Here is a 25748-nt window from a genome sequence, read left to right on the forward strand (position 1 = left end):
CTGGTGGACCTGTCTTTGTCATTGCCTATTGATATTTATAGATGTGAACGATCAATCTGCCTTTTCTGCTGACGCCGTCGAGTTCCCCAATCCGGAATTTCCCGACTCGCCGCACAGAGATGGTGTCATTATTGCACAAGGTTTTCACAGATTCAAGAACCACGTCATTAACCTTAACAAAGCCTTGACAAATCATGTCTTTTGCGCCTGTTCGCGAACAATGAGCAAGCGCACTGACAATACAGTCTGCTCGCATACTGGCCGTATTGATTTTCAGATCCTCAAAACTGGCTTCAGGCATTCCCTGCACGCCAGCGGAGTGAAATTCAACGGGAACATGGCCAATGCGGGTAATGGTCTGTTCGATGTATTCTTTCAGGCTGGGCAGGCAGACAACATAAATCGACTGGTCATCGACCGCAATATCGCCAATCGCATCGCGCTCCAGTCCAGAGTGCATCAGTGCCCCCAGCACATCCGAATGGCTCAGGGTTTTCATGCGGGAGTCATAAGCGGACTTTAAAACGACCACAAAGCGCTCATCCACCTCTTCTTCCCGTTGAGCGGGCGAATCTTCCTTTTGCGTATGCAAACGCCCATAGCTGTCTGCCCCATCCGGATCGATTCCATTTTCAAAAGCGGCAGCCTCATTCCAGTCCGGTTCATCCCAGTTGTCAAAATTCCAGGATGAATCCCATGCCATGTCTTCTTCAAGATCGGCTTCACTTGCAACGACAAGTCTTGCTCGGGTCGCCCCTGCTCTGCCGCCTTCAAAACGATGTTCTACTTTGCCGCAAAGTGTTGCGGCCAGATTCTGCTCGGCCGGCGTTAAAAAACCGGTCATGAACGGTTTTCCTGATTTCTCGTAACGGGCAATCCCATTCGAGATCTGTTTTGAAAACTGTTCATGTCCGGTTAAAGGCTGTGACATTATTCGACTTTGTCTTCTTCGTCTACGTCGCCTGCTTTGCCAAGGTTAATCGATCCGGCCACGCCGATATCACTTGGGTAGCAGAGAATAACATTCTGACCAATCTTCTGTACATTACCATCCAGCGCAAAAACGACACCAGACAGGAAATCGATTGTACGCTGAGCGTATTCACGATCCAGTTTGTGCAGATTGACCACAACGGCTCTTCCCTCTTTTAAGCGGGAACCAACGACTTCTGCTTCCCCAAAGCTTCTTGGTTCAAACAGAACCATTTTGGTTTTTTCATCGAGTGGCGCTGGTCCATTGTGCGTTTTTGTTTCGTATGTGTTTGTATTTGCTGCCGGGACAACACGGTTAGGAGTTGCACTGACAGTAGATGTTACTGGTCTATTAACAGGCTGTTCAATAATTTCTTCTTCGCCTTCGTATTCTTCTTCATCATCTGGTTCAACGAATGCCTTAAGCTTATCCATAAATCCCATGATAGAAACCTCCTCTGTCGGGTGTATAGTAACACAAGTTCTAATGGTCTCAAATAACAGAAACGGGACACCAAATAAAAAAACGTAAGAAACCAATTTCTCCCATTTTCTGTAGCTGAGCCTGATTTCCGTCGCGATAAATGAGTATTTGAACTAACTGACATTATATCGTATTCGCCTGCAGATGCCCGGGGGATTCAATCTTTCATCTGAAAAGTTAAATTGAATCCGCCTTTTGTATGATAAAAATTTGAAAGAGAAAAGGCTTACGTGAAATGAATAGAGCTTTCATTTTTTGCAGTCTTTCTTCACCATCCAAGAATCTCTCTCTGGGCAGACAATCTGTACTCATTCTGAAACCGAGACCTGACAGGAATCTTAGCATACAGTAAGAATCACTCCTTCCTTTTTCGCTCAGTTTAAAACTCTGCACTCTTTTCTTCCTGCCTTCTCTTCTTTTGTGGACCTCTGTATTCTGTTATCTTTTTCTTTGTGTTTTTTCCACTATCCTGGATCCGTTTCAGGCTGTTCACAATCTATGCTCAAATTTTTAGACCAGAAAAAAACATCCGTCCTGAATCAATCCTTTCTCAATGTGCAGCCAGGGTAAACATTCCTGACTTCACTTCCAGACTGGACCGCTCTGGCATGAGCCTTCTGCTCCTTTTCCTGCATCCAGAATCTATAAACATTTTGAAGACCGGCTGTCGAAACAGCCGGTCTGAATGGGTTTATGAAAGGGTGGATTCGAGCCTGGAGATGGTTCGAACCGGTATGGCAGAAAATTCGGTTATTCGGTTTCAATCAATCCATAACCGCCATCGTTGCGGCGGTATACAACGGCGATCTTGTCGGTTTCATCATCTGTGTAGATGAAGAAGTTGTGGCCGAGCAGATCCATCTTGGCGATCGCTTCGTCCAGGCTGAGTTTTTCAGGAACGACGCTCTTTGTTTTTACGATTTCTTCGTCTGGATCTTCTTCGCCTAACAGATCATAATCCAGGAATGCTTCGTAAAGCGGAGTGCCTTTTTTCGAGCCAAGTCTTGTTTTCTGGCGGCGGATCTGGTCTTTAAGTTTTTCGATCACTTTATCGATGGCATTGTACATGTCCGCATCAGAAGTTTCCGCACGCAGAATCGCAAATTTTGTAGGGATTGTGACTTCAATTTTCTGTTTTGTCGGATAGGAGGTGAGCAGTACTCTGGCAGTATCTTCATCGCCAATCAGGAAGTACTTCTCAAGCCCTTTGAGTTTTTTGGTTACTCGATCCTCGAGGGCCTGGGTTACAGGAAAATTCATTCCAACAATGTTGATTTTCATAGAATCACGCTCCATTTCAGAAAGGTTCAACCATTTGAACCTCTTAACTATGGCTCTATTGTATGTCAGATTCAAAGGTGCGTCAAAATATGCCAAAATGGCCGATTTATCATCAAATCTGACCACCTGCTTGCATATCAGTGGATTCTGTTTTCTGAAAAGGAATGTAAATCTGCGAACTCTGTTTTCCTGATTCATTCTGATTTGATCGAATTTGCCGATGTTTTCGGCAAAAAACGAGCTCTTTCTCTGCTTTGCTTTCGCTCTTCGTCCTCATTTTGATTATCATAGGAAAGACACGCTTTCAGAGATGTTCCCCTTTTGCATTCACGGTTTTGAAATTCGAAAAGGAAGAAAAAAAGAAAAAAAGTTGTTTTCTGTGCAAATATTCGCATTTCTGCGAGTATTTCTGTCAAAACTTCATCTCTGTCTCTTTTCGGGTTCCGTTTGATGCGTTCTAAACAGACCGACAGCTTTATTCTCAAATGGTCTGGGGGATCTGCATCTTTGAAAGTTCGATGCAGTTCGTTATGAAATCTGCTGGAAAGGATTTTGAAATGATTATTACCCTGAAAAAGACCGCGCCTGAAAATGAAGTCAATGAGCTGATTGACCTTCTTGAGTCGCGCGGACTGAAGATCACAAAGATCGTCGGTGAAAACTATGACGTATTTGGCCTGGTCGGTGATACCGCTTCGCTTGACGAGCGTTCGATCCTGGCCAATCCGATTGTCTTTAACGTTCAGCGTGTAGCTCAGCCTTACAAACTTGCCAACCGTATGTTCCATCCGGAAGATACCATTGTCGATGTCAACGGGATTAAAATCGGCGGTCAGAAAATCGTCATGATCGCCGGCCCCTGTGCGGTTGAAGGCGAAGAGGCCATCTGCTCGGTTGCGGGCAAAGTTCTCGAAGCAGGCGCCGATATGCTTCGCGGCGGAGCCTATAAGCCCAGAACGTCTCCATATTCCTTTCAGGGCATGGGAACAGCCGGAATTGAAGCGCTGTGCAAAGCTCGTGAAAAAACCGGTCTGCCAATTGTCACCGAATTGATGAGCATTGATAAACTTGATGAATTTGTCGAAAACGTGGATATCATCCAGATCGGCGCCCGCAATATGCAAAACTTTGACCTGCTTAAAGCTGTAGGCCGCACCAATAAACCGGTTCTTTTAAAACGGGGCCTTGCCAATACGATTGAAGAGTGGATCATGGCGGCTGAGTACATCATGTCTGAAGGCAATCCGAACGTGATCTTCTGTGAACGTGGTATTCGTACGTTTGAAAAATATACCCGCAACACCCTCGATCTTGCTGTCATTCCAATTCTGAAAGAACGCACTCACCTGCCGGTCATCATTGACCCAAGCCATGCTTCGGGAGACTGGAAACTGGTGGAAGCGCAGGCTTTAGGCGCGATTGCCGCCGGTGCCGATGGATTGATTATTGAAGTCCATGAAGATCCTGCCCGGGCCTGGTCTGATGGAGCTCAGTCTTTGAAACCGGATAAATATGCAGAACTGGTCACTAAAGCCAGAGCCATTGCTAAAGTTGTAGGCCGCACGCTTTAAATGAACCAGATTCTTGATAACCCCTTTCCCTATTCCGATACCAATAAGCGTTACCATACCTTCTCGTATGCGATGAAAAAGAAATATGGAAAGAAACTGGCCAAGATTCCCCTCAACGCCGGTTTTACCTGCCCAAATCGGGATGGAAGCAAAGCCTATGGAGGATGCCGGTTCTGCTCGTCTGAAGGCAGCGGGGATACGATTCTCTGTGCCGGTGAGGATCTGAAAACGCAATACGAAACCAATCTGGAAAGAGCCAGACAAAAATGGCCCAAAGCCATCGGCATGGCTTACTTCCAGTCTTTTTCCAATACTTACGCTCCATTGGAAGAACTCAAGAAAATCTACACACCCTTCTATGAAAATCCCGAAGTGAGTGCAATTTCGATTGCCACCCGCACGGATTGCTTCACCCAAAAGATGGCCGAATGGTTTTCACAAATGCAAGCCAAGTATAACAAGCAGACCTGGCTGGAATTTGGCCTGCAAAGCATCCATCCTGCCACAGTCCAGGCCATGAACTTTGCCCATACCCCCCAAGATGCCTTCCAGGCCACTTCCCTGTGTCACAAATATGGACTGGCTTGCTGCCTTCATCTGATCAACGGTCTGCCTGGGGAAAGCAAAGAAGATATGCTGCAAACCGCCCGGTTTGCGGCTAAACTCCATCCGGATGCAATCAAGATCCATATGCTCCATCTGCTGGACAACTCTGCTCTGGGGCAGGCGTATCGAAAAGCACCCTTCCCTTTACTGACTCAGGAAGAGTATGTGGAGATCGTCTGTGACCAGCTGGAAATCCTGCCGCCGGAAATCATCATTGAGCGTGTAACTGGTGATGGCCTGGCCAGTGATCTGATTGCTCCATTATGGACAATGAAAAAGACGATAACTGCCAATGAAATTGATAAGCAGCTTTTAGCCCGTGACAGCTGGCAGGGCAAGTTTGTCTCCTGATCTCCCCCTGCTCTTATTTGGCTAAAAACGAAAAGGTCGTTCACCTTCTCTCGAAACTTTGAAAGATAAGGTGAACGACCTTTTTCAGTTCTTCTGGTAAAACGGATTTTAACAGTTGGTTATATTGGGTTTTTAAGGAAAAAGCAGGCCACAATGAATATAGATGGGTTATTATAAATACATGAGAATGAAGACGTCACAAGCCTGCAAATACCTTGGGGTTGCCAGGCACACCTTGTACAAAATGATTGAAGATGGAATGCCTGCCCATCGCTCTATTGGCGGACACTACATGTTTGACCAGGAAGAAATGGACCAGTACATTGGCAAAGCTCCTGCTCTTCCTGAACGAATGGCCGTTGGCTATTGCCGGGTTTCAACCAAAAAGAGAAAAGATGACCTTGAAAGACAAGCAGATGTGGTTGAAATCTATATGCAAAAGCAAGGCTGGAAATATCAAATCATTGATGATACTGGATCTGGGATGAACTATAAAAAGCCGGGGCTTTTAAAACTGATCGATCTTTTACTGGATCCGAAAGATCAGCCATATTATCATTACACACAAAGACAGGCTTCTTCGTTTTGGCTTTGAGTTGATTGAATATATTGCCAAAAAGATGGATACAGAAATCGTAGTTCTTAACCAGGGCGAAGAAAGAAACAGCGCCCAGGAATTAACAAATGACTTGATTGCGATCATTACTGTATTTTCAGGACGGCTGTATGGCTCCAGAAGTAACAAGAACAAAAAATCATTGAGGAAAGTAAACGGCTGTTGAAAGGAGATGGAGCAGATGAGCAAATCGAAGAAAACTATTCAGATGGTTTCAATCAAATTGAATGATGACCAGCAGATGTTCGCCGAGAATTTGTTTACTGCTTACATGGAAACCTATAACCTGCTCTCTCCTATTGCCTGTTCCATCAATTCTTATGGACGAAGTGCAGAAAAGATCCGGGACGATCTGCGCAAGCAAAAGCAGGTGTTAAAAGACATCACGACTCATGTTGCAAAAGTAACTGGGATCGCTTTTCCTGATGGAATGCTTCCATCCTGGCTATGGACAATGGCTTTGCATTCTGCAGTAACGAACCGCAAGTCTATGGATGAAGAAATCTTCAGGCGGATTCAGGAAGAGCTGTATGCAGATTACAAGATGACGGCCCATGAAGCGGCAGTTGTCATGTACGTGGCGAAATCTCCCAAAGTCTTCAAGAAGATCCTTCAAAAAAGAATGTTTGAAGTCCCTAAAAAATTTTCAAACAAAGAGATCAATGGCCATCTGCGGCAATGCGATCCTAAGCGGCTCCACAAACTCATTGCCCACGCAGCAAGAAGATACAGGCAATACCTTCACCCAGTTCATACGAATAAAAATACATGGATGAAGATCGATAAGAATGGATATGGCATCCAGCATAAAAATGGAACGACTTTTATTTCTATGCACAGCTTAGGCAGCCAGAAAGAATTCAATGTTGAACTGAAAGGAATCTTTTATACAGCCAAAACAGGCAAGACGAGAAGCAATCTTACTGTTGTCTATGACCGGGACAGGAAATGCTTAGTTTTCCAGAGAATGGTTGAAGTCAGAAACCGCCCGAACCAGTCAGAGACAAAGGTTGGGATGGATGCGGGAATCACGTCACTGCTCAGCACTTCCCATGATATGGCTTCTGCTTCTTTAAAAGAAGAAAAGCTTGCCAAGAAGGAAAAAGAACTGAAAGAGAAAAAGAGCAAGGCGGCTCAAACGCTTGACCATACAACCTTCAAGCAGTTCAGCTATTCTGCTTCTGATTTTCTCAGCGAGCGGGGAATCCAGCGCAACCGGATTCGAGACCGCAGGAAAAATGCCTTAAAAGAAGCAGACCAGATCCAGTTTTTGCTTAACGATTCGCAATCAAAATGCTCAGAAGACGAGAAAAAGAAACTGGAAGACCAGATCTATGCCCTTAGACGCAAAGCCAAGCGGATTGAGGAAAACAACCGAAGAGGAAACAAACGCTTTCGCAGGCAGTCCCAGAGAATCCAGGATCATTTAAAGACAATCACAAATGAAGAGATTGCCTTAGTTCTCAAAGCGGACTCGGATATTGGGCACATCATCATGGAAAATCTGGACATCAGGGGACAGGCAAGCACCTGGTCAACACTAAACCGCAGGCTGTCAGGCTGGATTTATGGCCTCTTGCAGGAAAGAGTGGAATACAAAGCTGGATTGAAGTCAATTAAAACTTCGTATGTCAACCAGGCTTACAGTTCCCAATACTGCCATATCTGCGGAAGCAAAATCCAAAGAGACAAATCTCATTATGAAAATGCGCGTTGTAAGCTGCATGGACAGTTCAATGCAGATATCAACGCCGCCCATAACCTCGTCTGGATATATGAAAATCATCCTGAAATCACCAAATGGACTCCAAGAAAAACGGTCCAGCAGTTTTATGAAAAAAGATCTGAATGTTATAACCAGACCGTGTGCAGCCTTATTGCATCATTAAAAGGGTTAAGCAGTGCAAAATCTGCCTAACCCTGCGTAATTAGTTTTTTCTGCACAAAAAATACGAACCAAAAACAAGTGCGAACACCAGGCACGAACCCATAGAAAATCCCCATATGAGTTTTGAACGCATATTTGTTTACTCCCCCTGCCGAAGCCGGCGGCGGAACGATCTTCGGATTGTGCCAAAGTCTCAAGGCTGGTCCTGCGTCGGCAAGGGGGATGCGGGATGCCAGTACTGCGATACTGGGCTGTATCCCATAAAATTTGGATTTGGATTCCCTTCGGGGAATTTTGGTCCTCAAAGCGGGGCTTAGATAAGGATCTTGTATCTTAACCCTTCTCCCGCCGGCTAATGCCGAACACTGTTCGCAGACAGGGATGTAACCGTTTTATCCTATCAGGGATAAAACAACCTCATTTAACGAAGGGAACAAATTGTCATTGATCAGGTTATCTTTGACAATTCAACCAGACAGGAGGCCATCAATCCACAACGCCGGCCGTATACGCCTGGTAAATATCGGGATCAATCGCCTGTTCGATCTGACTGTAAACACTTGAAGCCTTATGGCGGATTTCATCTCGGGTTTCAGGATCCAGCTCGATGATCTGCGTTCCACTGTTTTCGATTTCTTCAATCTTCTCATCAATCCGCTCATCGGACATTTCGCGGGCGTATTCAGTGGCAATCGAAGCTGCTTCATCGAGAATCTTTCGATCTTCATCAGAAAGATCCTGATAGAACTTGTCATTGACAATCAGGGTGATCAAATGCGGCAGATGGTTGGTTTCCACCACATAATCCTGCTGCTCATACAGCCGGTTGGAGACGATCACTTCATAGGGGTTTTCCTGGGCATCAATCGTGTGTTGCTGCAGGCCAATATACACTTCCGAAAAAGACATTGGTGTTGGCGCCGCGCCGATCGCTTTCCAGAAGGCCAGATGATACGGATTTTCCATTGTCCGGATTTTCTGGCCTCTGAAATCAGAAATGGAATGGACGGCTTTATTGGTCGACATCACGCGAAAGCCCTGATCGGCAATGCCAAGCAGATGATACCCACCATTGGTATAGACGGAATCAATTTCTTCATGGAAGTTGGGATCATCAATGCGCACGCGCAGATCTTCCAGATTATCAAAGACACAAGGCAAATCGAAGACAGCCAGATCTTTCATGAACGTCACCTGTGGGGCTGTATTCTGAACAACAAAGGGAATATCCCCATCCACACAGGATTCCAGCAGGTCCCGATCCCCGCCCAGAGTGGAGTTGGGATAGACTTCAATTTTCATACGGCCATCGCTTAAGCGGTTCACTTCCGAAGCAAAGGTTTCTGCATAAATCTGGGTGACCGTATCTTCTGGTGAAGCCGTTGCCAGCGGCCAGGCAAAGGTTTGCGTGTCCTCATCAAAAGAGCAGCCGCAAAGCAATGATCCGGCCAGGACAAATCCGCAAACCACGCCTGCAAAGCCTTTTTGAAGCCATCTTCTTCTTTTCTGTACAGGGACATCTTTTATTTTCTTTGAGGATTCAAATTTCACAACAAGCTCCCCTTTCTACAGAAGGCACAGCGAAATCGCTGGAATAAACGTAATCAGAAGCAGCGCCACCAAAAACAGGCCGATCATCGGCATAGCTTTTTGGGAAATCTTCATCAGCGGCACATCCGTCAGGGAACTGGCCACAAACAAGTTGACACCAATTGGCGGAGTGACAAACCCAATGGCCAGATTGACAACCATGATGACACCAAACTGAATTGGACTCATGCCAATAGCCTGCACGATCGGCAGCAGGATTGGCGTCAGGATCAGAATGGCTGGCGTTGTATCCATGACCATGCCAACAATCAACAGGAAGATGTTGATAATCAACAGGATGATCACCGGACTGTGGAAGTTATTCATGATCATTTCCGAAACCACCTGCGGCACATGCATCAAGGTCAATACGCGGGAGAACGCTGTGGATGCAGCCAGGATAAACAAGATCGGTGTATAGGTACGCAGGGCTTCCACCATGATTTTGACGATCTCATTGACCTTGATGCTCTTGTAAACGAACATACTGATGATCAAAGCGTAGAAGACCGAAATTACTGCAGCTTCAGTTGGTGAAGCAACCCCGGTATAAATGCATCCCAGAATGATGACTGGTGAAAGCAGGGCGAAAAAACTTTCCTTTAGTACCTGAAGCAGGCCTTTATCATGGAGAGCCTGAACTTCTTTATTGATCTTTTCCTTGTCTTCTCCATATTTATGGCAATGGAAAATCGCATAGCCCATTAACAGAAGTGCGATCAGGATGCCAGGAACGATACCCGCTAAAAACAGATCGCTGACCGAAGCCCCGGAAGCCATGCCATACATGATAAATGGAATGCTTGGCGGAATAATGACCCCAAGGCCTCCCGCTACCGCAACAATGGAGGAACAGAAGACTAGATCATACCCAAGCGAGGTCAGGATGGGAATGGTCATCGATCCAACTGCTGCCACTGTAGCGGGACCGGATCCGGAGATCGCCCCATAAAACAGGCAGGTCACAATCACCGCGCACGGCATGCCGGCGGGCAGCTTGCCTAAGAAGTAAGCAAAGACATCAAACAGACGTTTGGAAATTCCACCTTTGGCCATGATGATTCCGGATAAGACAAACATTGGAACAGCCAGCAGCGGGAAGGAATCCAGGCCGCCAAACATCGCCCGGATCAGGTACTTAGCTCCAACGGTAAATGAAGGATCAACAATGGATGGCAATACTGAAGTGATGCCAAGCGAAATGGAAACTGGAATGGCAATGATTAACAGCAGGGCAAAAATGACAAATAACAACAGTACATTCATTTGTTATGCCCTCCTTTTTTCGAATATTTCTTGGGTTCATTTTCTACACTGTTGGCTTCAATGAAGGATTCTTCCGTATTTCTTTCCGGATGAGCCGGATCATATACGTTCTGACCGAGCATGATGCGAAATTCAATGATCCATCTTTGCAGAATCCGGAAAGCAACGAGTACAAACGAAACAAAAGGCGCCGCCTGCACGTAGTACATCGGCAGCCCGCAGGCTGGTGAAACCTGACCATTGTGAACAGAGGACATCAGAAAGCTCCACGCAAATGGAATCATGTACACAACAAACGCCAGCTCAATGGTGTGGTTGATGACTTTAAGAACAGCACGACTGTGTCTGCTTAAAGAAGCTGCAAACTGCTCAATCTTGATGGAAATACAGTATTTCGTGCAATAGCTGACACTTAAAAACCCGCTCCAGATAAACAGGTAGCGCGTCAGTTCCTCAGACCAGGACAATGATGTCTGCAAAACATAGCGGGAAAAGACCTGGATACCCATAATGAGAGTCATCGCCGCCAGAAAGACACACAGCAGCGACTCTTCCAGATAAGCATCCAGCCAGTTCCAGATCTTTTTCATGGAATTTCATCCTTTCTTTTTTCTTCTGCCTGACCAGAGCAGGCCAAGCCAAAAATAAATCATTCTAAATCGATGATAGCAGTACTGGCCTTCATTTTGCCCAGCAATTTGTGAAACTACACGGAATTGTATGGGTTTTGATGTCTGCTTTGGACAATTATTTCCTGCCTATCCTGCTTCCGATCCAAAAAAGGCCAGCTCCGAAAATGGACTGGCCTTTGAAGTCACCACAAGACAAGACGAGCAGATCTGTCCTGTGGAAACCATTCTGTTTTCTTACATCGCGTTGTGAATGTCTTCAAGAACAACATCCAGATCCAGTACACCCATCTGACCTGGAGCAGAAGCTTTTTTGGCTGCACCGAAAGTCATGCTGGAACCAAAAGCTTCACCGGCCAGACGGCTGATCACGCCTTTTGGGCCCATGGACATAGTAATGATTGGACGATCCGCAAAATCGCTGGCCATTTCTTCAGCGGCTGCAAGCAAAGTCAGAACGTCTTTTGTACTCTGCGGCATTACAGCAATCTTTGGAATATCGGCGCCAAGATCCTGCATTTTGCGCAGACGGTAAACGATATCGGATTTGGAAGGAGTTTTGTGGAAATCGTGATTGGAAGCGACGACTTTCACGTTGTTAGCATGGGCGCCTTCGATGATTTCTCTGACCACGTCATCCCCGCTGAAGGCTTCAACATCAACCAGGTCAACCAGGCCGGTTTTCGCTGCATTGACATTGAGAGCAATGTAGTCTGCCATTTCGATTGGCTTTTCGCCGCCTTCTTTAGACGTACGGAAAGTCATCAGAATTGGAGTGTTGCCTAAAGCTTCACGAAGGCCTTCGAGAACCTCTTTGACCTGGCTGAAGTCATCGCTGCCTTCAAACCAGTCAACACGCCATTCAACGACATCAAGCGGCAGATCACCAAATGTTCTGGCTTCATTGACGATATCTTCTTTGGTGACGCCAACGATTGGAACAATGATTTTTGGTTTGCCGGATCCGATTTCAAGATCCCGTACTTTTACTGGATTCATAGTATCCTTTTTCCTTTCCGGGGATGAAGCCTCATCCCTGTTTTCAATCTTTTTTTTATGGCCTAGCTGTCACATTGTGGACCCTGAGCCGGTCAGACTGTGACCGGGTGGATCCGTATCCTCAATCTATCCGGGAAGATCAGACAGCCGGCCGATTTTTACGATTATTCAGAAACCATTTTGGAGTAACGCATGTTCACAAACAGACCAAGCGCCACACCAATGGCAGTTAATACGATATTCATGACCATAACGCCCGAAGGAGTCATGCTGGAAGCTGCCGTCAGGATGGTGTAGTTGCAAAGAGAGGAAGCAATCATAACCAGTGCGGTAACCGTTCCTTTGATTTTCGGGAAGATCATGTTGCAAACAGAAGTAACGATCTGTAACAGTCCGCCGGCACCAGCCCAGCCAATGGCAAAGGAACCGATAATCATCATGGCCTGACTTGGCATAATCAGAACAAGAATTAAAGTCGCCAGGCAGATCACTGGGTAAAACAGGATGAAACGTACATCTTTAATCTTACGAGTCAGGATGGCTGTCACAACCAGCGCAATCAGGGTGCCGGCTGAATACCAGGTCTGCATGATGGATGGGTTTTCCCAGCCAGCTACCGACGTGGCAAAGTTCTGCGCACAGTTGAGCCATAACTGGAAAGTACCTGTGCAGGTAAAGCCGATCAGGATCATAGCGATGGACTCTAAAGAGAAGTGGGTTGTCTTTAAAGAAGAAATAAGACCTTCTTTTTTCGCATTGTCACCTTTTTCAGAACCAGGAACCGGAACGATCAGGATCAGCACCAGCAGGACAACATAAGCGATACCGCAGATGTAGAACAGATGATTATAGGAAACAAGGCCGGAAGCCGTTGTCGCCACAGTCATACCTAAGATGAATGGCAGAATCATCTGGGCAATGGAGATGAATAATTTAATTCCCATTGTGGCAATGGAAGGGGCTTTGTACCAGATTTCAGCAAGGCCCGGATAAATCCCTGTATCCAAAAAGGAGTTGGCAATACCACCGATCACAGCGCAGACATAAGCGATGGAATAACCACCGTTTGCACCGGCATTGAAAGCCAGGGCAAGACCGATCAGATAGATCGCATAGGAGGCCGATCCGATGGCGATCGAAATCTTACGGCCGAGTTTATCGGAAAGTGGTCCGGCAAATGGCAGGGCAACCAGTCGGCCTAAACCAAGAGCAGCGGAGATGGCTGTGATCGACATGGCTTCAACACCCCATGCCGCACCAAGGGCTTCTTTAATGACTGCCTGTCCAAGAATCGAACATCCGATACCGTGGATGAAATAATTCAGGTACATGATCAGCAGTGCTGGCAAATACTTTTTTTTCATAAATTTCCTTTCTTTTTTAGGAGGCTCAAATCGCATTTTGAATCGTCACAAACAAAAAGCAGCGGACTCTCCTGACGCCGGTGGCGTTTACATGTTCATGATATATACTTCACAAACTCAGGTCTAATACCGTTTTTCTTCGAAATTGATACGATTTTTCTATCAATTTGGCAATTCCTGATTTATATTTTCCTTATATATGAACGGGTTTTATGCATTTTTACTATCTAATTTGTGAATTCACAAGCAAATTTAACTTTTGGTGAATGTTATGGGTTTTATTGTTGAAGATAAATTTCAAAATCTGCTCTAGTGTTTTTTGCCTTTTGGAGATTCAAAATCAAGTCTTGCCATATGTCTTGCCATATTTGGAAATGATGTTTTTAACTCCTGGACCGGTCTGTTTCTTAACCTCTAAAGTCAGGTCAATGACCCGTCCAAACTTCTTTGCAATTTGGATGGGTATCTTTGCCTGTCGTATGAAGTTCTGTATTTTCCGGACCGGAACCGGGTTTTGATTCTTTCCTTCGCGATCCTGAAAACAATTTCGAATATAAAAAATAAGAAAGTAAGACTGGAAGCGGCAGAATCCCTATCGCCTATTTTTTGCCACTCATAGCATTCAGGCATCTGATTTGAATCAATCTGGGCAAAAAGGGGGCAGATTTTCAGGTGGCTTTTTCTTCGAAAAACGACCTGCCCGAAAACTTTCCCAAAACGACTCTGTCATGGCCGCTCTTGGCAAAGCCTGAATCCAGCCGAAAGATCGACCGCACATCTGGTATGAATACAGAGACATAGATACATAGATTTGGAATTCCTCCAGATCCAATACCAGATCCAATAAAGGATGGATTTTGAAGAGAAATATCAGGACGTCCCAGACCCACCTGCTTTTGAATGCGTAAAAGGCAGAAAAGGACGCACACATCTTAAAAACCAGGATTCCGGAAACTAAAAGCTAAAAGCCCGAACAGATGGTGAGCTACAAAAGCATCGAAGATATTAAAAAGGCATCAAAAAAAATAAGCAAAAGAGAAATAGACAAGAAAGAGAAATAGACAAGAAAGAGAAATAGACAAGAAAGAGAAATAGACAAGAAAGAGAAATAGACAAGAAAGAGAAATAGACAAGAAAGAGAAATAGACAAGAAAGAGAAATAGACAAGAAAGAGAAATAGACAAGAAAGAGAAATAGACAAGAAAGAGAAATAGACAAGAAAGAGAAATAGACAAGAAAGAGAAATAGACAAGAAAGAGAAATAGACAAGAAAGAGAAATAGACAAGAAAGAGAAATAGACAAGAAAGAGAAATAGACAAGAAAGAGAAATAGACAAGAAAGAGAAATAGACAAGAAAGAGAAATAGACAAGAAAGAGAAATAGACAAGAAAGAGAAATAGACAAGAAAGAGAAATAGACAAGAAAGAGAAATAGACAAGAAAGAGAAATAGACAAGAAAGAGAAATAGACAAGAAAGAGAAATAGACAAGAAAGAGAAATAGACAAGAAAGAGAAATAGACAAGAAAGAGAAATAGACAAGAAAGAGAAATAGACAAGAAAGAGAAATAGACAAGAAAGAGAAATAGACAAGAAAGAGAAATAGACAAGAAAGAGAAATAGACAAGAAAGAGAAATAGACAAGAAAGAGAAATAGACAAGAAAGAGAAATAGACAAGAAAGAGAAATAGACAAGAAAGAGAAATAGACAAGAAAGAGAAATAGACAAGAAAGAGGAATTCTTATGACCTTAAACCAGCTGCAATACTTCTGCAAAGTTGCAGAATTCGAAAACTACAGAGCCGCCAGTGAAACACTGCATGTCAGCCAGCCTTCCCTGTCCAGGTCCATTGCTTCTTTAGAAGAAGAATTAGGAATCAGTCTGTTTGACAAGAAAGGGCGCGGCGTCATTCTGACGAAAGCCGGCAGGATCTTTTATGAAAAGGCGATTCAGATCGTCAATGCCTGCAGAGATGTAGAGTCCCGCATGATTGAAATGTCCAGGGGCGGGGGCAAAATCGACATCGGCTACATTTTCCCGCTGGCTGGACGCTTCATCCCTCACCGCGTCCGTTCTTTTCTGGATCTGCCGGGCAATGAATCGATCAAGTTCAGCTTCTGGCAAAGCCACACGCCGGCAATCATGAAGCGCATCGAGTCCGGAAACCTCGATGTCGGCTTTGGCGGGTATACCGATAAAACCGATCTGAACTACTTTCCAGTTGAAACCCAGGAGTTTGTCATTATCACTCCAAAAAACCACCCGTTAGCCAATCAGAACGAGATTTCCATTGAAGAATATGCCAGGCATCCCATTATCGGCTATGATCGCCAGTCCTGGATGGGCATCCACACCCTGGCATTGTATGAGGAATTCAACGTCAACCCAGAGATCGTCGTGGAATGTCCGGATGAATACACGATTCTCTCGCTGGTGCGCGAAAACTTCGGCATTGCCTTAATTCCACGCACCGACACCCTGGATGAATTTGTCGGCATCAATGTCCATTCCATCAAAGGCTACAACCTGGCTCATCAGATTTATATGTTCTGGATGAAAGATCGTGAACAGCTTCCGGTCGTTGAACGTTTCATTGCGTATATGAAAGAACTCACTTACAGCCAGATTGATAGCGACAGCACATCAAAAGTTTACTTAAAAGATATTATTCACTACGATTCGTTTGATTTATGATTGAAGCGTCACAAACAAAAAGAGCGGGTCATCCTTTGGATTGATACATTTGCGAACACTCTGTTTCGCATCGATAACAAATCGAAAAGGTGAACACATGAAAACAGAATATCCAAAGATTTTTGAGCCACTCACAATCAAACGTACGACCATCAAAAACCGGATTGCCATGACTCCAATGGGCACCAACTAACGTACGACCATCAAAAACCGGATTGCCATGACTCCAATGGGCACCAACTATGGTGAAACCAGCGGCGAAATGAGCAACCGGCACATGAACTACTATAATCTGCGGGCCAAAGGCGGAACCGGTCTGATCATTCTGGAAAATGCCAACGTGGAATATCCAGTCGGCTCCAATGGAACCAGCCAGATCCGCATTGACCACGACAGCTTCATGCCCCGTTTCTATCAGCTTGTTGAAACTCTGCATAAATCCGGAACAACTGTAGCCATCCAGATCAACCATGCAGGGGCTTCTGCTTCCAGCGCCAGAACCGGTATGGAAACTGTTTCCTCTTCGAATATTCCAACCAAAGTCGGCGGCGAAACTCCCCGTCCAATGACTCGCGAAGAAATCGAACACACCGTTAAAAAATTCGGTGATGCAGCCAAACGTGCCCAGGATATCGGATTTGATGCGGTTGAATTACATTGCGGCCACTCCTACCTGCTGTCCCAGTTCATTTCTCCTTACTACAACAAACGCACTGATGAATTTGGCGGATCCATGGAAAACCGCATGCGCTTCCCGCGTATGGTTCTTGAAGAAGTCAGAAAACGTGTTGGACCATTCTTCCCCATTATCGTGCGAATCTCAGCAGAAGAGCGCGTTCCAGGCGGAAACACACTGGAAGATACACTGAACTATCTGGAATACATCGACGAATTCGTTGATATGTACGATGTTTCCTGCGGTCTGAATCCATCGCTGCAGTATCAGATCGACTCCAACTTCTTACCAGATGGCTGGCGTCATTACATGGCAAGAGCTGTCAAAGACAAATTCGGCAAACCAGTCATGAATGCCGGAAACTACCGCGATCCAAAAATTGTTGAAGAAATCCTGGAAAGCGGCGACGTGGATATCGTCGGCATGGGCCGTGGGCTGATTGCGGATCCGGACTGGGTCAACAAAGTCGAAAATGGCGATGAAGCCATTATCCGTAAATGTATTTCCTGCAACGTTGGCTGCGCCGGCAACCGCATTGGTGTCAACCGTCCAATTCGATGCACCGTAAACCCAGCCGTTCCAGAAGGCGATCTGTATAAGAAACTGCACGTTAACAAAAACTGCAACGTCGTTGTCATCGGTGCGGGTACCGCTGGTCTTGAAGCGGCCTGCACAGCTGCTGAAGTTGGATGCAACGTCTTTGTTCTTGAAAAGAATGACCATGTTGGCGGCCTGTCCACCTTCATTTCGGATCTGCCAAGCAAGACCCGTATGAAAGACTTCCCAAAATACCTCGAAGAACGGGCTAAACGTCTTGACAACCTGTATCTGTTCTTAAATACAGAAGCAACTGTCGACAAGATCCGTCAGTTCAAACCAGACATCATCGTCAACGCAACGGGTTCTGTCCCTGTATGCCCGCCAATCAAAGGTCTGCGTGAAAACGTAGCTGATGGTCATGTTCAGGATATCTTTGGCATGATCAACGCTGTAAACAATGGCGAATACCCAGATGAAAAATGTGAAGGCAAAAACGTTGTGGTTGTCGGCGGCGGATCCGTTGGGCTTGACGTGGTTGAATACTTTGCTCCACGCGGTGCTCACTGCACAATCATCGATATGCTTCCAGCTATCGGTATGTTAGCTGACCCAATCACCAAATGCTCGATGCGCGAAACTTTCGATCAGTACGGGGTCAAAGAATACGTCAACACAGCTTTACAGGAAGTCAAACCCGATGCGTTCACCGTAAAAACTCCAGATGGTGAAATCATCGATATCCCATTTGACTATGGTTTCAACTGCCTGGGCATGCGTTCCAACAACCCTGTCCTCGATCAGGTTAAAGCCGCATTCGAACCAGAAGGTGTAACCGTCTATCCAATCGGTGATTCCATCCGGGCAAGAAGAATCATGGAAGGAACCATGGATGGCCGGGCAATCCTGAATGTTCTTGAAAGCAAAGGATTCATCGATCTTGACCCAATCTCTGCGCACTAATTTTCTGAGTTCTATCTTTACTCTCTAACGAATAAATCCCCCTTCTTGGCTGTCCGGGCTATCGCTCAAATCAGTCCGGGCAGTCTTGCAGGGAAAATTCAAGCTGAAAATACGGCTTGCGCTTTACAGCCTTCCAAAGCCATGTACGCGCAACCCCATCTAAGAATCATCAAACATGCTTCCTGAACTAACAGGAAATCTATGAAGGAGAAAAACACTATGCCAAACATTACTGGACACACTGAACTTGTCGGCCTGATGGCTTACCCAATCCGCCATTCCCAGTCCCCGACCACTCATAATCTTGCCTATGACAAAAACGGCGATGATGTTATCCAGCTCGCTTTTGAAGTGGACAACGATTCTCTCGAAGCTGCTGTTGAATCCATCCGGGCTTTAAAAATGCTGGGATCCAACATCTCCATGCCAAACAAAACCGTCGTTCATCAATATCTTGATGAAGTCGATGATGCAGCCCGTCTTTGCGGCGCCATCAACACGGTTGTCAACACCCGTGATGAAAACGGCAACGTGACCGGCTATCTGAAAGGCTACAACACAGATGGCATGGGCTATTGGCAGGGTATCAAAGAAGAAGGCATCGATTTCAAAGGCATGAAACTGGTTCTGATTGGTACTGGCGGTGCGGCGACAGCGATTGCGGTTCGCGGTGCACTTGATGGTCTTGGATCCATCGATATCTTCAACATCAAAGACAAATTCTATCCACGCGGCGAAGAAATCGTAAATATCATCAACGAAAACACCGACTGCAAAGCTGAAATGCACGACCTGGCTGATCTCGATCTGCTCAAAGAAAAAATGCACGCAGCCGATATTTTCTGCGATGCAACCGGCGTTGGCATGCATCCACTTGAAGATCTGTCCAACATTCCTGATGGCTCCTTCTTCAAACCAGACCTGATCGTAACGGATACTGTTTATGCCCCAAGAGAAACCGTCATGATGAAACAGGCCCGTGATGCCGGCGTTAAACAGGTTTACAATGGTCTTTCCATGATGCTCTTCCAGGCACTGATTGCCATTGAACTTTACACAGGCAAATCCACTCCAGTGGACTACATGAAAGAACAGTTAGGCATCTAAGGCAACGATCCAGATCAAACGACGATCCAGATTAGACAACAACCTGCCAAAACACACAATCGAACACTTCAATCAGGCTGAGAGCATTCTCAGCCTGATTGTGTATCTGCGACCTTGTCGACATATAACTGCCCTTCCATCACCAGCTCACGCCATTCTGCTCCTTCTTCAGCCAAGATTACCTGGTCTGAACCTAGGGCTTTTGCCGCTTTGTTTCCATGTTTTCTGATCGTTGTGACAAAATGATTCCGGAATTTCGAACAGAAACCGCTGAAAACATCTTGAAACAAATGTAAGCGAAGCGACATTTCTTTACAGTCTTTGTCTATGCTGGTTATACTTCTTGAATATCGGGCTTGCTTTGCCAGACACTGAATGCCATTTAAAAAAGTCTTGAAATATCGTGATCTTTCAGAGTCAGGACTAATTGAAGCCCGTGTATTTAACCCGCGTATTTAAAAGGAAAGCAAAAATAGAATGGATAAACTAGAAAAACTCAGAAATGACCTTTATATGTGCGATGAAGTCATTATTGACATGCTTCGCATGCGTTGTCAGATCGTTCAGGAACTGGTCAACTACAAACAGGAAAATGGAATTCCGACGGTTCAGCCGCAGGAAGAAGAGCGCAAAAAGAAAAGCTTCAATAAGAAACTTGAAGATTATCAATACCGCAAATCCATCATGAAGGTGTACGACCGGATCCTCTACCAGTCCAAACGGATCCAGTCCCACGAACTGTTCGACCTTAACGTCTTTCTCATCGGCTTTATGGGCGTGGGCAAGAGCACCATTTCCGCAGCCTTAAAAGAAGTCTTTGCGATGGACGTCATTGAAATGGATGAAATCATCGCCCAGCGCAATGGCATGAGTATCTCGGAAATCTTCGAACTTCATGGAGAAGAATACTTCCGCAATGAAGAAACCAACCTGCTTCGTGAATGCGAGAATAAGAAAAACCAGATCATCTCCTGCGGAGGCGGAGCTGCCATGCGTCAGGTCAATGTCGATGAAATGAAAAAGAGCGGTAAAGTCGTTTTGTTAACAGCGTCTCCAGATACAATTCTCGATCGGGTCCAGGCCAGCCACGACCGTCCGCTGCTTGAAAACAACAAGACCATTGAACATATCACTAAACTTATGGAAGCCCGCGAGCCAGCCTATCTGAAAGCGGCTGATATCGTCATCAACACTGACGGGAAGTCGGCTTACGAAATCTGCGAAGAAATCATCGCCAAGATTCAGCCATTCCGCGAAGAAGCCCAGGCGAAGGCTGAAGCAGTCAAAACAGAAGAAGTTCAGCCAGCCCAAGCTTAAGTCAGAAAAAACAGCAGGAAGCCCTGCCAAACTAAAATAAACCAGAATAAAACAAGACCAGTCTTCCTGGATTGATTTTATTTCAGATCGCAAATTACAATTATACACAACTCTTTTTGATGAATCTTTCATCACCCCCATCCATCCGTCTATTTGGAGGGATACGAACCCAAAACCGAAAGGAATAAGGAAATTATGTCTGTCCCAATTACTGGCCATACCGGCCTTCTCTGCCTACTTGGCAGCCCTGTTGAACACTCGATTTCACCTGCCATGCATAACGAAGCCTGCGATCAGTTAGGCCTCGACTACAAATATCTCGCTTTTGATGTGCCCGAAGAAGAAATGCCTGCTGCTGTTGAAGGACTCAAACGTATGCATGCCCGCGGCTGGAACATCACTATGCCTGGCAAAAACATCATGTGCAAACTGGCTGATGAAGTCTCCCCTGCTTCTGAAATCACTGGCGCCTGCAACACCATCGTTAATGACAATGGCAGACTGACAGCCTACACCACAGATGGCATTGGCTTCATGCGTGCTGTTGAAGAAAACGGTGTTGAGATCATCGGCAAAAACATGACTCTGCTGGGAGCTGGCGGTGCTGCTTCAGCGATTCTTGTTCAGGCTGCTTTAGATGGTCTGAACCAGATTGATGTGTTCAACGTTCGCGATGCCTTCTTCCCTCGTCTGGAAGAAATTGCGGCCAAACTCAACGAACGCACCAAATGCAAAGTCATCGTTCATGACTTCGATCATCCAGAAGAACTGGCTGAAGCGATCAAAAACAGTTCCATCCTGGTTAACGGAACTTCCGTCGGTATGGCTCCAAATACTGATGCGACTCTGATCACCGACACTTCCCTGCTTCGCCCAGATCTGTTTGTTTTCGATGTCATCTACAACCCTCAGGAAACAAAACTGCTCAAAGACGCCCGCCAAGCCGGATGCAAAACAGCCAATGGCATGTATATGCTTCTTTACCAGGGCGCTGCTTCCTTCAAACTCTGGACCGGCCAGGATATGCCCGTTGAGATCATCAAGGAAAAATATTTCTCGAACTGATCCTGTTCAAAAACTCCATTTTGCCATATTCACAATGTAACAAAGCTGCAGTAAGATCCTTCCATTTGAAAGAAGAGCTTACTGCAGCTTTTCGTATCTTCATTTTTCAAAAATTTGCTGCTTCTCTAAAAAAGTGGTGGGATTGGCAATAAAAACCTCCTTCTCTGCCACCAGACTCTCGAACCGGCTCAACAATCGAATTCATCCTGAAACAATCTAAAACAGACGACTCAAGCTGTCAGTCATCTGCAAAAATGAGATGAAAATCATCCACTTTATGAGCTATGGGAATGCACTGCCGTCTTTATGAAGGCCGTGCCCCCAGCGTTTCTGATTCTTTTCCATATTTATGCAATCTGAATTTATATAATCTGGCTTTCTACAGTGCGGTTTTCAATGTTCTTCTGCTGAAAAAGCCCGGATCCATCCAATATTGGAAATATCGAAGGATTCGGGCTGAACCATCTGGATTGGAATTGAACAGGATCAATTCTGATGCTTCGGACAGTCTGTTTGTTGAAGGATGACTACGCTTCTTCTTTGAGAACGATGGCGTAGTTTTTCTTTTTACCGCGGCGGATCAGGATGACGTCATCAACGTAAGCCTGAGATTTGTCGATCATCATGGCTGGATCGTTTACTTTGACGCCGTTGAGAGAAATAGCGTTGCCTTTGGTCCATTCACGGGCTTCGCGTTTGGAAGAAGCAATCTTGCCACCAACAAGAATATCTTCAAGCTTGCCAGCAGGCAGTTCGATTTTTTCCATGTCCGCTACAGCCTGACGACGCTGTTCTTCATTCAGATCCTGCAGGCTTCCAGTAAACAGAGCGCTGGTGATCTTTAATGCAGTATCGAGAGCCTCCTGACCATGCAGATCACGGACAACTTCTTCGGCCAGACGTTTCTGGGCTTTACGGGCGCCTGCATTTTCTTCCACTTCGCGTTCTAAGTCCATGATGTCTTCCACGCTCAGGAAAGTCAGTTTCTTAAGGTATTCAATGACTTTGGAGTCTTCGGTATTGACCAGAAACTGGTACATCTGGAATGGAGAAGTTTTTGCAGGATCAAGCCATACCGTTCCAGTTTCAGATTTACCGAATTTGGTTCCATCCGCTTTCGTGATCAGCGGCATCGTCAGACCATACACTTTTGTTTCAGCGCCATGTTTTTTACGGATCAGTTCCAGACCAGAAGTGATGTTGCCCCACTGGTCCTGGCCGCCGATCTGCATGCGGCAGTTTTTATCTTCAAACAGATGCAGGAAGTCAAGAGCCTGCAAAATCATGTAAGAGAATTCCGTGTAAGAAATACCTGTTTCCAGACGACGTTTTACAGTTTCCTTGTTGATCATATAGTTGACATTGAAGAATTTACCATAGTCCCTTAAGAAGTCGATAATGGACAGATCTTTGGTCCAGTCGAGGTTATTGACCATTTCAAAGCCCCAGAGTTTGTCAATCTGGTTATGCAAAGCGTTGAAGTTGTGTTCAAGATCTTCTTTTGTCAGCATTTTACGCTCACCAGTCGCTTTTGGATCCCCAATAAATCCGGTAGCGCCGCCAACAAGCATCAGTGGATGATGACCGTGCTGTTCCAGACGTTTAGCCATCAGCAGCGAGCTGTAATGGCCGATGTGTAAAGAATCAGCCGTTGGGTCAGTACCAATGTAAAAAGTCAGTCCGCCATTGTTGATTTCATCTTCGATATCGGGAGAGGTGACATCATTGACCAGACCTCTCCATTTGAGCTCATCGTAAAAATTCATTGTCTCTATCCTCCAAATTTCATATTTCTATTAAAAAACGATGAATAAAAAGAAAAACCGCGCCTGTCAAGGACGACAATGCGCGGTACCACCTTACTTCATCAAACTTCTTCGTTTAATGCACTTTTCCTTTAACGCAGGATTACGTTCCATCGGAAAGCTCCAAGGTGTATTCGACAGTCCGCTTTTATGCCTTGCACCGACCGGCATTTCTCTGAAAAAAGACGGGTTCTGTGTACTATTTCTCTTCAACGCTTGTGATCTCGATTATAACGTAGAGAATTCATTAATCAACTCTCTTCGCATTTTGACGGATAATTCTGCCTGAAAAAAGAAAGCAAAATAGGCTGCCCGCTCTTTTGGTTCAGAATCGACCTTCTCCGCCAATTTTTTAATTCGCTCATTTTCCATTGGAAAATCGATCGAAGCGAAGATCGTCAAGTCCATTGTGGATCAGTTGTTCGAAAGGTCCTCACCATTGGAAGCGATGACCTTCTTATACCAGTCAAACGATTTTTTCTTGTATCGTTTGAGTGTTCCATTGCCTTGATCATCGCGGTCGACGTAAATAAAACCATAGCGTTTGCTCATCTCACCAGTCGAAGCGCTGACCAGGTCAATACAGCCCCAGGAAGTATAGCCAAGTAAAGGAACGCCATCCAGCTCAACAGCATCTTTCATCGCCTGAATATGCGCTTTGAGATATTCAATACGGTAATCATCCGCAACTGTCCATTCGCCATTTTCGTCTTTGATCAGTTCATCTGTTGCGCCCAATCCGTTTTCAACGATAAATAATGGCTTCTGGTAGAGATCATACAGAGAATTCATCGTCGTGCGAAGTCCCAGCGGATCAATCGCCCAGCCCCAGTCACTGGCTTTCAGATAAGGATTTCTGACGCCTTTAAAAGCATTCCCCACCTGTTCTCCTGCCTCCGGACGAGTCGAAACGCAGCGCGTTGAATAGTAGGAGAAGCTGATGAAATCAACAGTATTGTCTTTGAGCAGGTTTTCCTGGTCAGGACTCATTCCAAGATCCAGTCCCATTCTTTCAAACATCTTCTGGGCATATCTTGGATACTCGCCTCTCGATTGCACATCGATAAACAGCAGGTTTTCACGTTCCTTTTCCTTGGCCAGAAATACATCTTCCGGCATTGAGCAATATGGATAAAACTCTCCCGCCGCAACCATGCAGCCAATCCTGTTTTCAGGATTGATTTCATGACCGATCTTTACTGCCCAGGCACTGGCGAGCAGTTCATTGTGAGCAGCCAGGTATTTAGCCTTTTCCTGATCTTCTCCTTCTTCAAATTCCAGACCTGCTCCCATAAACGGCAGGTGTAAAATCATGTTGATTTCATTGAATGTCAGCCACCACTTTACATACGGTTTAAAACGCGTGAACAGCACAGTACAGAGGCGTTTGTAAAATTCGATCAGTTTCGGATTTTTCCAGCCGCCATACTCCGTAATCAGATGCATCGGGCAGTCAAAATGTGTAATGGTGACCAGTGGTTCAATACCGTATTTTTGCAGTTCTTTAAAGACATCCTCATAAAACTGCAGGCCTTCTTCATTTGGTGTTTCTTCATCGCCATTTGGGAAAATCCGGCTCCAGGCAATCGACATCCGGAAGACCTTGAAGCCCATCTGCGCAAACAATGCAATGTCTTCTTTATAATGGTGATAAAAATCCACTGCTTCCAGACCAGGATAGAAATGATTCTGGTCCAGAGCATGCGCATTTGCGGTTCCACTCATTACCTTTCGGCGATCCGCTCCCCAGGGTGTGACATCTACATTGGCCAGCCCGCGACCGCCTTCATTCCATCCGCCTTCAACCTGATTGGCAGCCGTTGCGCCGCCCCATAAAAAATCATTTGGAAAACTCATACTTTTATCCTTTTCTCTTTTTAATCGTTGTGTATTGTTTATTTCTGCGTTCTTTTCAATGGATCGTCAAGGATTCGTTATTGATTCATCATTGATTCAGCGTAGAAACT

20 protein-coding genes and 2 other annotated features (1 of these 22 only partly in view) are annotated in these 25748 nt (G+C 45.4%); of the genes, 10 read left to right on the plus strand and 10 right to left on the minus strand.

Translation table 11 applies throughout. The features are described 5' to 3' along the window. Positions 1-31, minus strand: a binding site (T-box leader); it reaches 180 nt to the left of the window's first position. The 3 genes from U4956_RS01095 to hpf all read right to left on the minus strand — a co-directional run bounded on the left by U4956_RS01095 (position 26) and on the right by hpf (position 2737). Then, positions 26-931, minus strand: coding sequence for a YlmH/Sll1252 family protein (locus U4956_RS01095; protein ID WP_323088369.1), 906 nt, complete (start codon positions 929-931; stop codon positions 26-28). It overlaps the preceding feature by 6 nt. Beyond that, positions 931-1416 (minus strand): cell division protein SepF, encoded by a 486-nt coding sequence (locus tag U4956_RS01100; RefSeq protein WP_323088371.1) that lies wholly within the window; start codon positions 1414-1416, stop codon positions 931-933. The genes U4956_RS01095 and U4956_RS01100 overlap by 1 nt, the downstream gene beginning before the upstream one ends. Positions 1417-2206: 790 nt before the next feature. After that, a complete protein-coding gene (gene hpf / locus U4956_RS01105; protein ID WP_323088372.1) occupies positions 2207-2737 on the minus strand; it encodes a ribosome hibernation-promoting factor, HPF/YfiA family in 531 nt (176 codons plus the stop codon). Between the two features lie 557 nt (positions 2738-3294). On the opposite strand from hpf, the gene aroF reads away from it, so the two are divergent. From aroF to U4956_RS01125, 5 genes are all read left to right on the plus strand, one after another. Next, positions 3295-4308, plus strand: coding sequence for a 3-deoxy-7-phosphoheptulonate synthase (aroF, locus tag U4956_RS01110; RefSeq protein WP_323091425.1), 1014 nt, complete (start codon positions 3295-3297; stop codon positions 4306-4308). After that, positions 4309-5265, plus strand: a complete 957-nt coding sequence (locus U4956_RS01115; protein ID WP_323088373.1) for a TIGR01212 family radical SAM protein — start codon at positions 4309-4311, stop codon at positions 5263-5265. Positions 5266-5452: 187 nt separating this feature from the next. Next, positions 5453-5860: a recombinase family protein gene (locus tag U4956_RS01120; RefSeq protein ID WP_323088374.1), complete on the plus strand. Its 408-nt coding sequence runs from the start codon at positions 5453-5455 to the stop codon at positions 5858-5860. A 1-nt stretch (position 5861) separates the two neighbouring features. Then, the gene (locus U4956_RS14370) at positions 5862-6047 is read left to right on the plus strand and encodes a hypothetical protein (protein WP_416347404.1); all 186 of its coding nucleotides are present in this window, start codon (positions 5862-5864) and stop codon (positions 6045-6047) included. A gap of 15 nt (positions 6048-6062) precedes the next feature. Next, entirely contained in the window at positions 6063-7799 is a 1737-nt protein-coding gene (locus tag U4956_RS01125; RefSeq protein ID WP_323088375.1) for a zinc ribbon domain-containing protein, read from the plus strand. 456 nt (positions 7800-8255) lie between these two features. On the opposite strand, the gene U4956_RS01130 is transcribed toward U4956_RS01125, so the two are convergent. The 5 genes from U4956_RS01130 to U4956_RS01150 all read right to left on the minus strand — a co-directional run bounded on the left by U4956_RS01130 (position 8256) and on the right by U4956_RS01150 (position 13617). After that, the gene (locus tag U4956_RS01130) at positions 8256-9320 is read right to left on the minus strand and encodes a TRAP transporter substrate-binding protein (RefSeq protein ID WP_323088377.1); all 1065 of its coding nucleotides are present in this window, start codon (positions 9318-9320) and stop codon (positions 8256-8258) included. A gap of 15 nt (positions 9321-9335) precedes the next feature. Beyond that, entirely contained in the window at positions 9336-10625 is a 1290-nt protein-coding gene (locus U4956_RS01135; protein WP_323088378.1) for a TRAP transporter large permease subunit, read from the minus strand. Continuing rightward, entirely contained in the window at positions 10622-11215 is a 594-nt protein-coding gene (locus tag U4956_RS01140; RefSeq protein WP_323088380.1) for a TRAP transporter small permease, read from the minus strand. Before U4956_RS01140 ends, U4956_RS01135 begins: the two co-directional genes overlap by 4 nt. Before the next feature lie 276 nt (positions 11216-11491). Beyond that, positions 11492-12253 (minus strand): type I 3-dehydroquinate dehydratase, encoded by a 762-nt coding sequence (gene aroD / locus U4956_RS01145; RefSeq protein WP_323088382.1) that lies wholly within the window; start codon positions 12251-12253, stop codon positions 11492-11494. A gap of 164 nt (positions 12254-12417) precedes the next feature. Further along, positions 12418-13617, minus strand: coding sequence for an MFS transporter (locus tag U4956_RS01150; protein WP_323088384.1), 1200 nt, complete (start codon positions 13615-13617; stop codon positions 12418-12420). Between the two features lie 1743 nt (positions 13618-15360). Here U4956_RS01150 and U4956_RS01155 point away from each other — a divergent pair. From U4956_RS01155 to aroE, 5 genes are all read left to right on the plus strand, one after another. Next, positions 15361-16311: a LysR family transcriptional regulator gene (locus U4956_RS01155; RefSeq protein ID WP_323088385.1), complete on the plus strand. Its 951-nt coding sequence runs from the start codon at positions 15361-15363 to the stop codon at positions 16309-16311. Between the two features lie 202 nt (positions 16312-16513). Next, a complete protein-coding gene (locus U4956_RS01160) occupies positions 16514-18487 on the plus strand; it encodes an FAD-dependent oxidoreductase (protein ID WP_323091427.1) in 1974 nt (657 codons plus the stop codon). A gap of 219 nt (positions 18488-18706) precedes the next feature. Continuing rightward, positions 18707-19594, plus strand: coding sequence for a quinate/shikimate dehydrogenase (locus tag U4956_RS01165; protein WP_323088387.1), 888 nt, complete (start codon positions 18707-18709; stop codon positions 19592-19594). Between the two features lie 477 nt (positions 19595-20071). After that, on the plus strand, positions 20072-20911 hold the full coding sequence (locus U4956_RS01170; RefSeq protein ID WP_323088388.1) for a shikimate kinase: 840 nt from the start codon (positions 20072-20074) through the stop codon (positions 20909-20911). A gap of 195 nt (positions 20912-21106) precedes the next feature. Continuing rightward, positions 21107-21976, plus strand: a complete 870-nt coding sequence (aroE, locus tag U4956_RS01175) for a shikimate dehydrogenase (RefSeq protein WP_323088390.1) — start codon at positions 21107-21109, stop codon at positions 21974-21976. 527 nt (positions 21977-22503) lie between these two features. Here aroE and tyrS read toward each other — a convergent pair. Beyond that, entirely contained in the window at positions 22504-23742 is a 1239-nt protein-coding gene (tyrS, locus tag U4956_RS01180) for a tyrosine--tRNA ligase (RefSeq protein WP_323088391.1), read from the minus strand. Positions 23743-23807: 65 nt separating this feature from the next. After that, positions 23808-24003, minus strand: a binding site (T-box leader). 192 nt (positions 24004-24195) lie between these two features. Beyond that, positions 24196-25638 carry a 6-phospho-beta-glucosidase gene (locus U4956_RS01185; RefSeq protein ID WP_323088395.1) on the minus strand — a complete coding sequence of 481 codons (1443 nt, stop codon included), beginning with the start codon at positions 25636-25638 and terminating at the stop codon, positions 24196-24198. Positions 25639-25748 lie beyond the last annotated feature (110 nt).

It is taken from the genome of Allobaculum sp. JKK-2023 (assembly GCF_034745455.1).
GTDB lineage: Bacteria > Bacillota_I > Bacilli_A > Erysipelotrichales > Erysipelotrichaceae > Allobaculum.

Excerpts from the sequence above, each read along its gene's own strand:
- U4956_RS01095 (WP_323088369.1), bottom strand. The coding sequence starts at position 931 with ATGTCACAGCCTTTAACCGGACATGAACAGTTTTCAAAACAGATCTCG.
- U4956_RS01100 (WP_323088371.1), bottom strand. The coding sequence starts at position 1,416 with ATGGGATTTATGGATAAGCTTAAGGCATTCGTTGAACCAGATGATGAA.
- hpf (WP_323088372.1), bottom strand. The coding sequence starts at position 2,737 with ATGAAAATCAACATTGTTGGAATGAATTTTCCTGTAACCCAGGCCCTC.
- aroF (WP_323091425.1), top strand. The coding sequence starts at position 3,295 with ATGATTATTACCCTGAAAAAGACCGCGCCTGAAAATGAAGTCAATGAG.
- U4956_RS01115 (WP_323088373.1), top strand. The coding sequence starts at position 4,309 with ATGAACCAGATTCTTGATAACCCCTTTCCCTATTCCGATACCAATAAG.
- U4956_RS01120 (WP_323088374.1), top strand. The coding sequence starts at position 5,453 with ATGAAGACGTCACAAGCCTGCAAATACCTTGGGGTTGCCAGGCACACC.
- U4956_RS01125 (WP_323088375.1), top strand. The coding sequence starts at position 6,063 with ATGAGCAAATCGAAGAAAACTATTCAGATGGTTTCAATCAAATTGAAT.
- U4956_RS01135 (WP_323088378.1), bottom strand. The coding sequence starts at position 10,625 with ATGAATGTACTGTTGTTATTTGTCATTTTTGCCCTGCTGTTAATCATT.
- U4956_RS01140 (WP_323088380.1), bottom strand. The coding sequence starts at position 11,215 with ATGAAAAAGATCTGGAACTGGCTGGATGCTTATCTGGAAGAGTCGCTG.
- aroD (WP_323088382.1), bottom strand. The coding sequence starts at position 12,253 with ATGAATCCAGTAAAAGTACGGGATCTTGAAATCGGATCCGGCAAACCA.
- U4956_RS01150 (WP_323088384.1), bottom strand. The coding sequence starts at position 13,617 with ATGAAAAAAAAGTATTTGCCAGCACTGCTGATCATGTACCTGAATTAT.
- U4956_RS01155 (WP_323088385.1), top strand. The coding sequence starts at position 15,361 with ATGACCTTAAACCAGCTGCAATACTTCTGCAAAGTTGCAGAATTCGAA.
- U4956_RS01165 (WP_323088387.1), top strand. The coding sequence starts at position 18,707 with ATGCCAAACATTACTGGACACACTGAACTTGTCGGCCTGATGGCTTAC.
- U4956_RS01170 (WP_323088388.1), top strand. The coding sequence starts at position 20,072 with ATGGATAAACTAGAAAAACTCAGAAATGACCTTTATATGTGCGATGAA.
- aroE (WP_323088390.1), top strand. The coding sequence starts at position 21,107 with ATGTCTGTCCCAATTACTGGCCATACCGGCCTTCTCTGCCTACTTGGC.
- tyrS (WP_323088391.1), bottom strand. The coding sequence starts at position 23,742 with ATGAATTTTTACGATGAGCTCAAATGGAGAGGTCTGGTCAATGATGTC.
- U4956_RS01185 (WP_323088395.1), bottom strand. The coding sequence starts at position 25,638 with ATGAGTTTTCCAAATGATTTTTTATGGGGCGGCGCAACGGCTGCCAAT.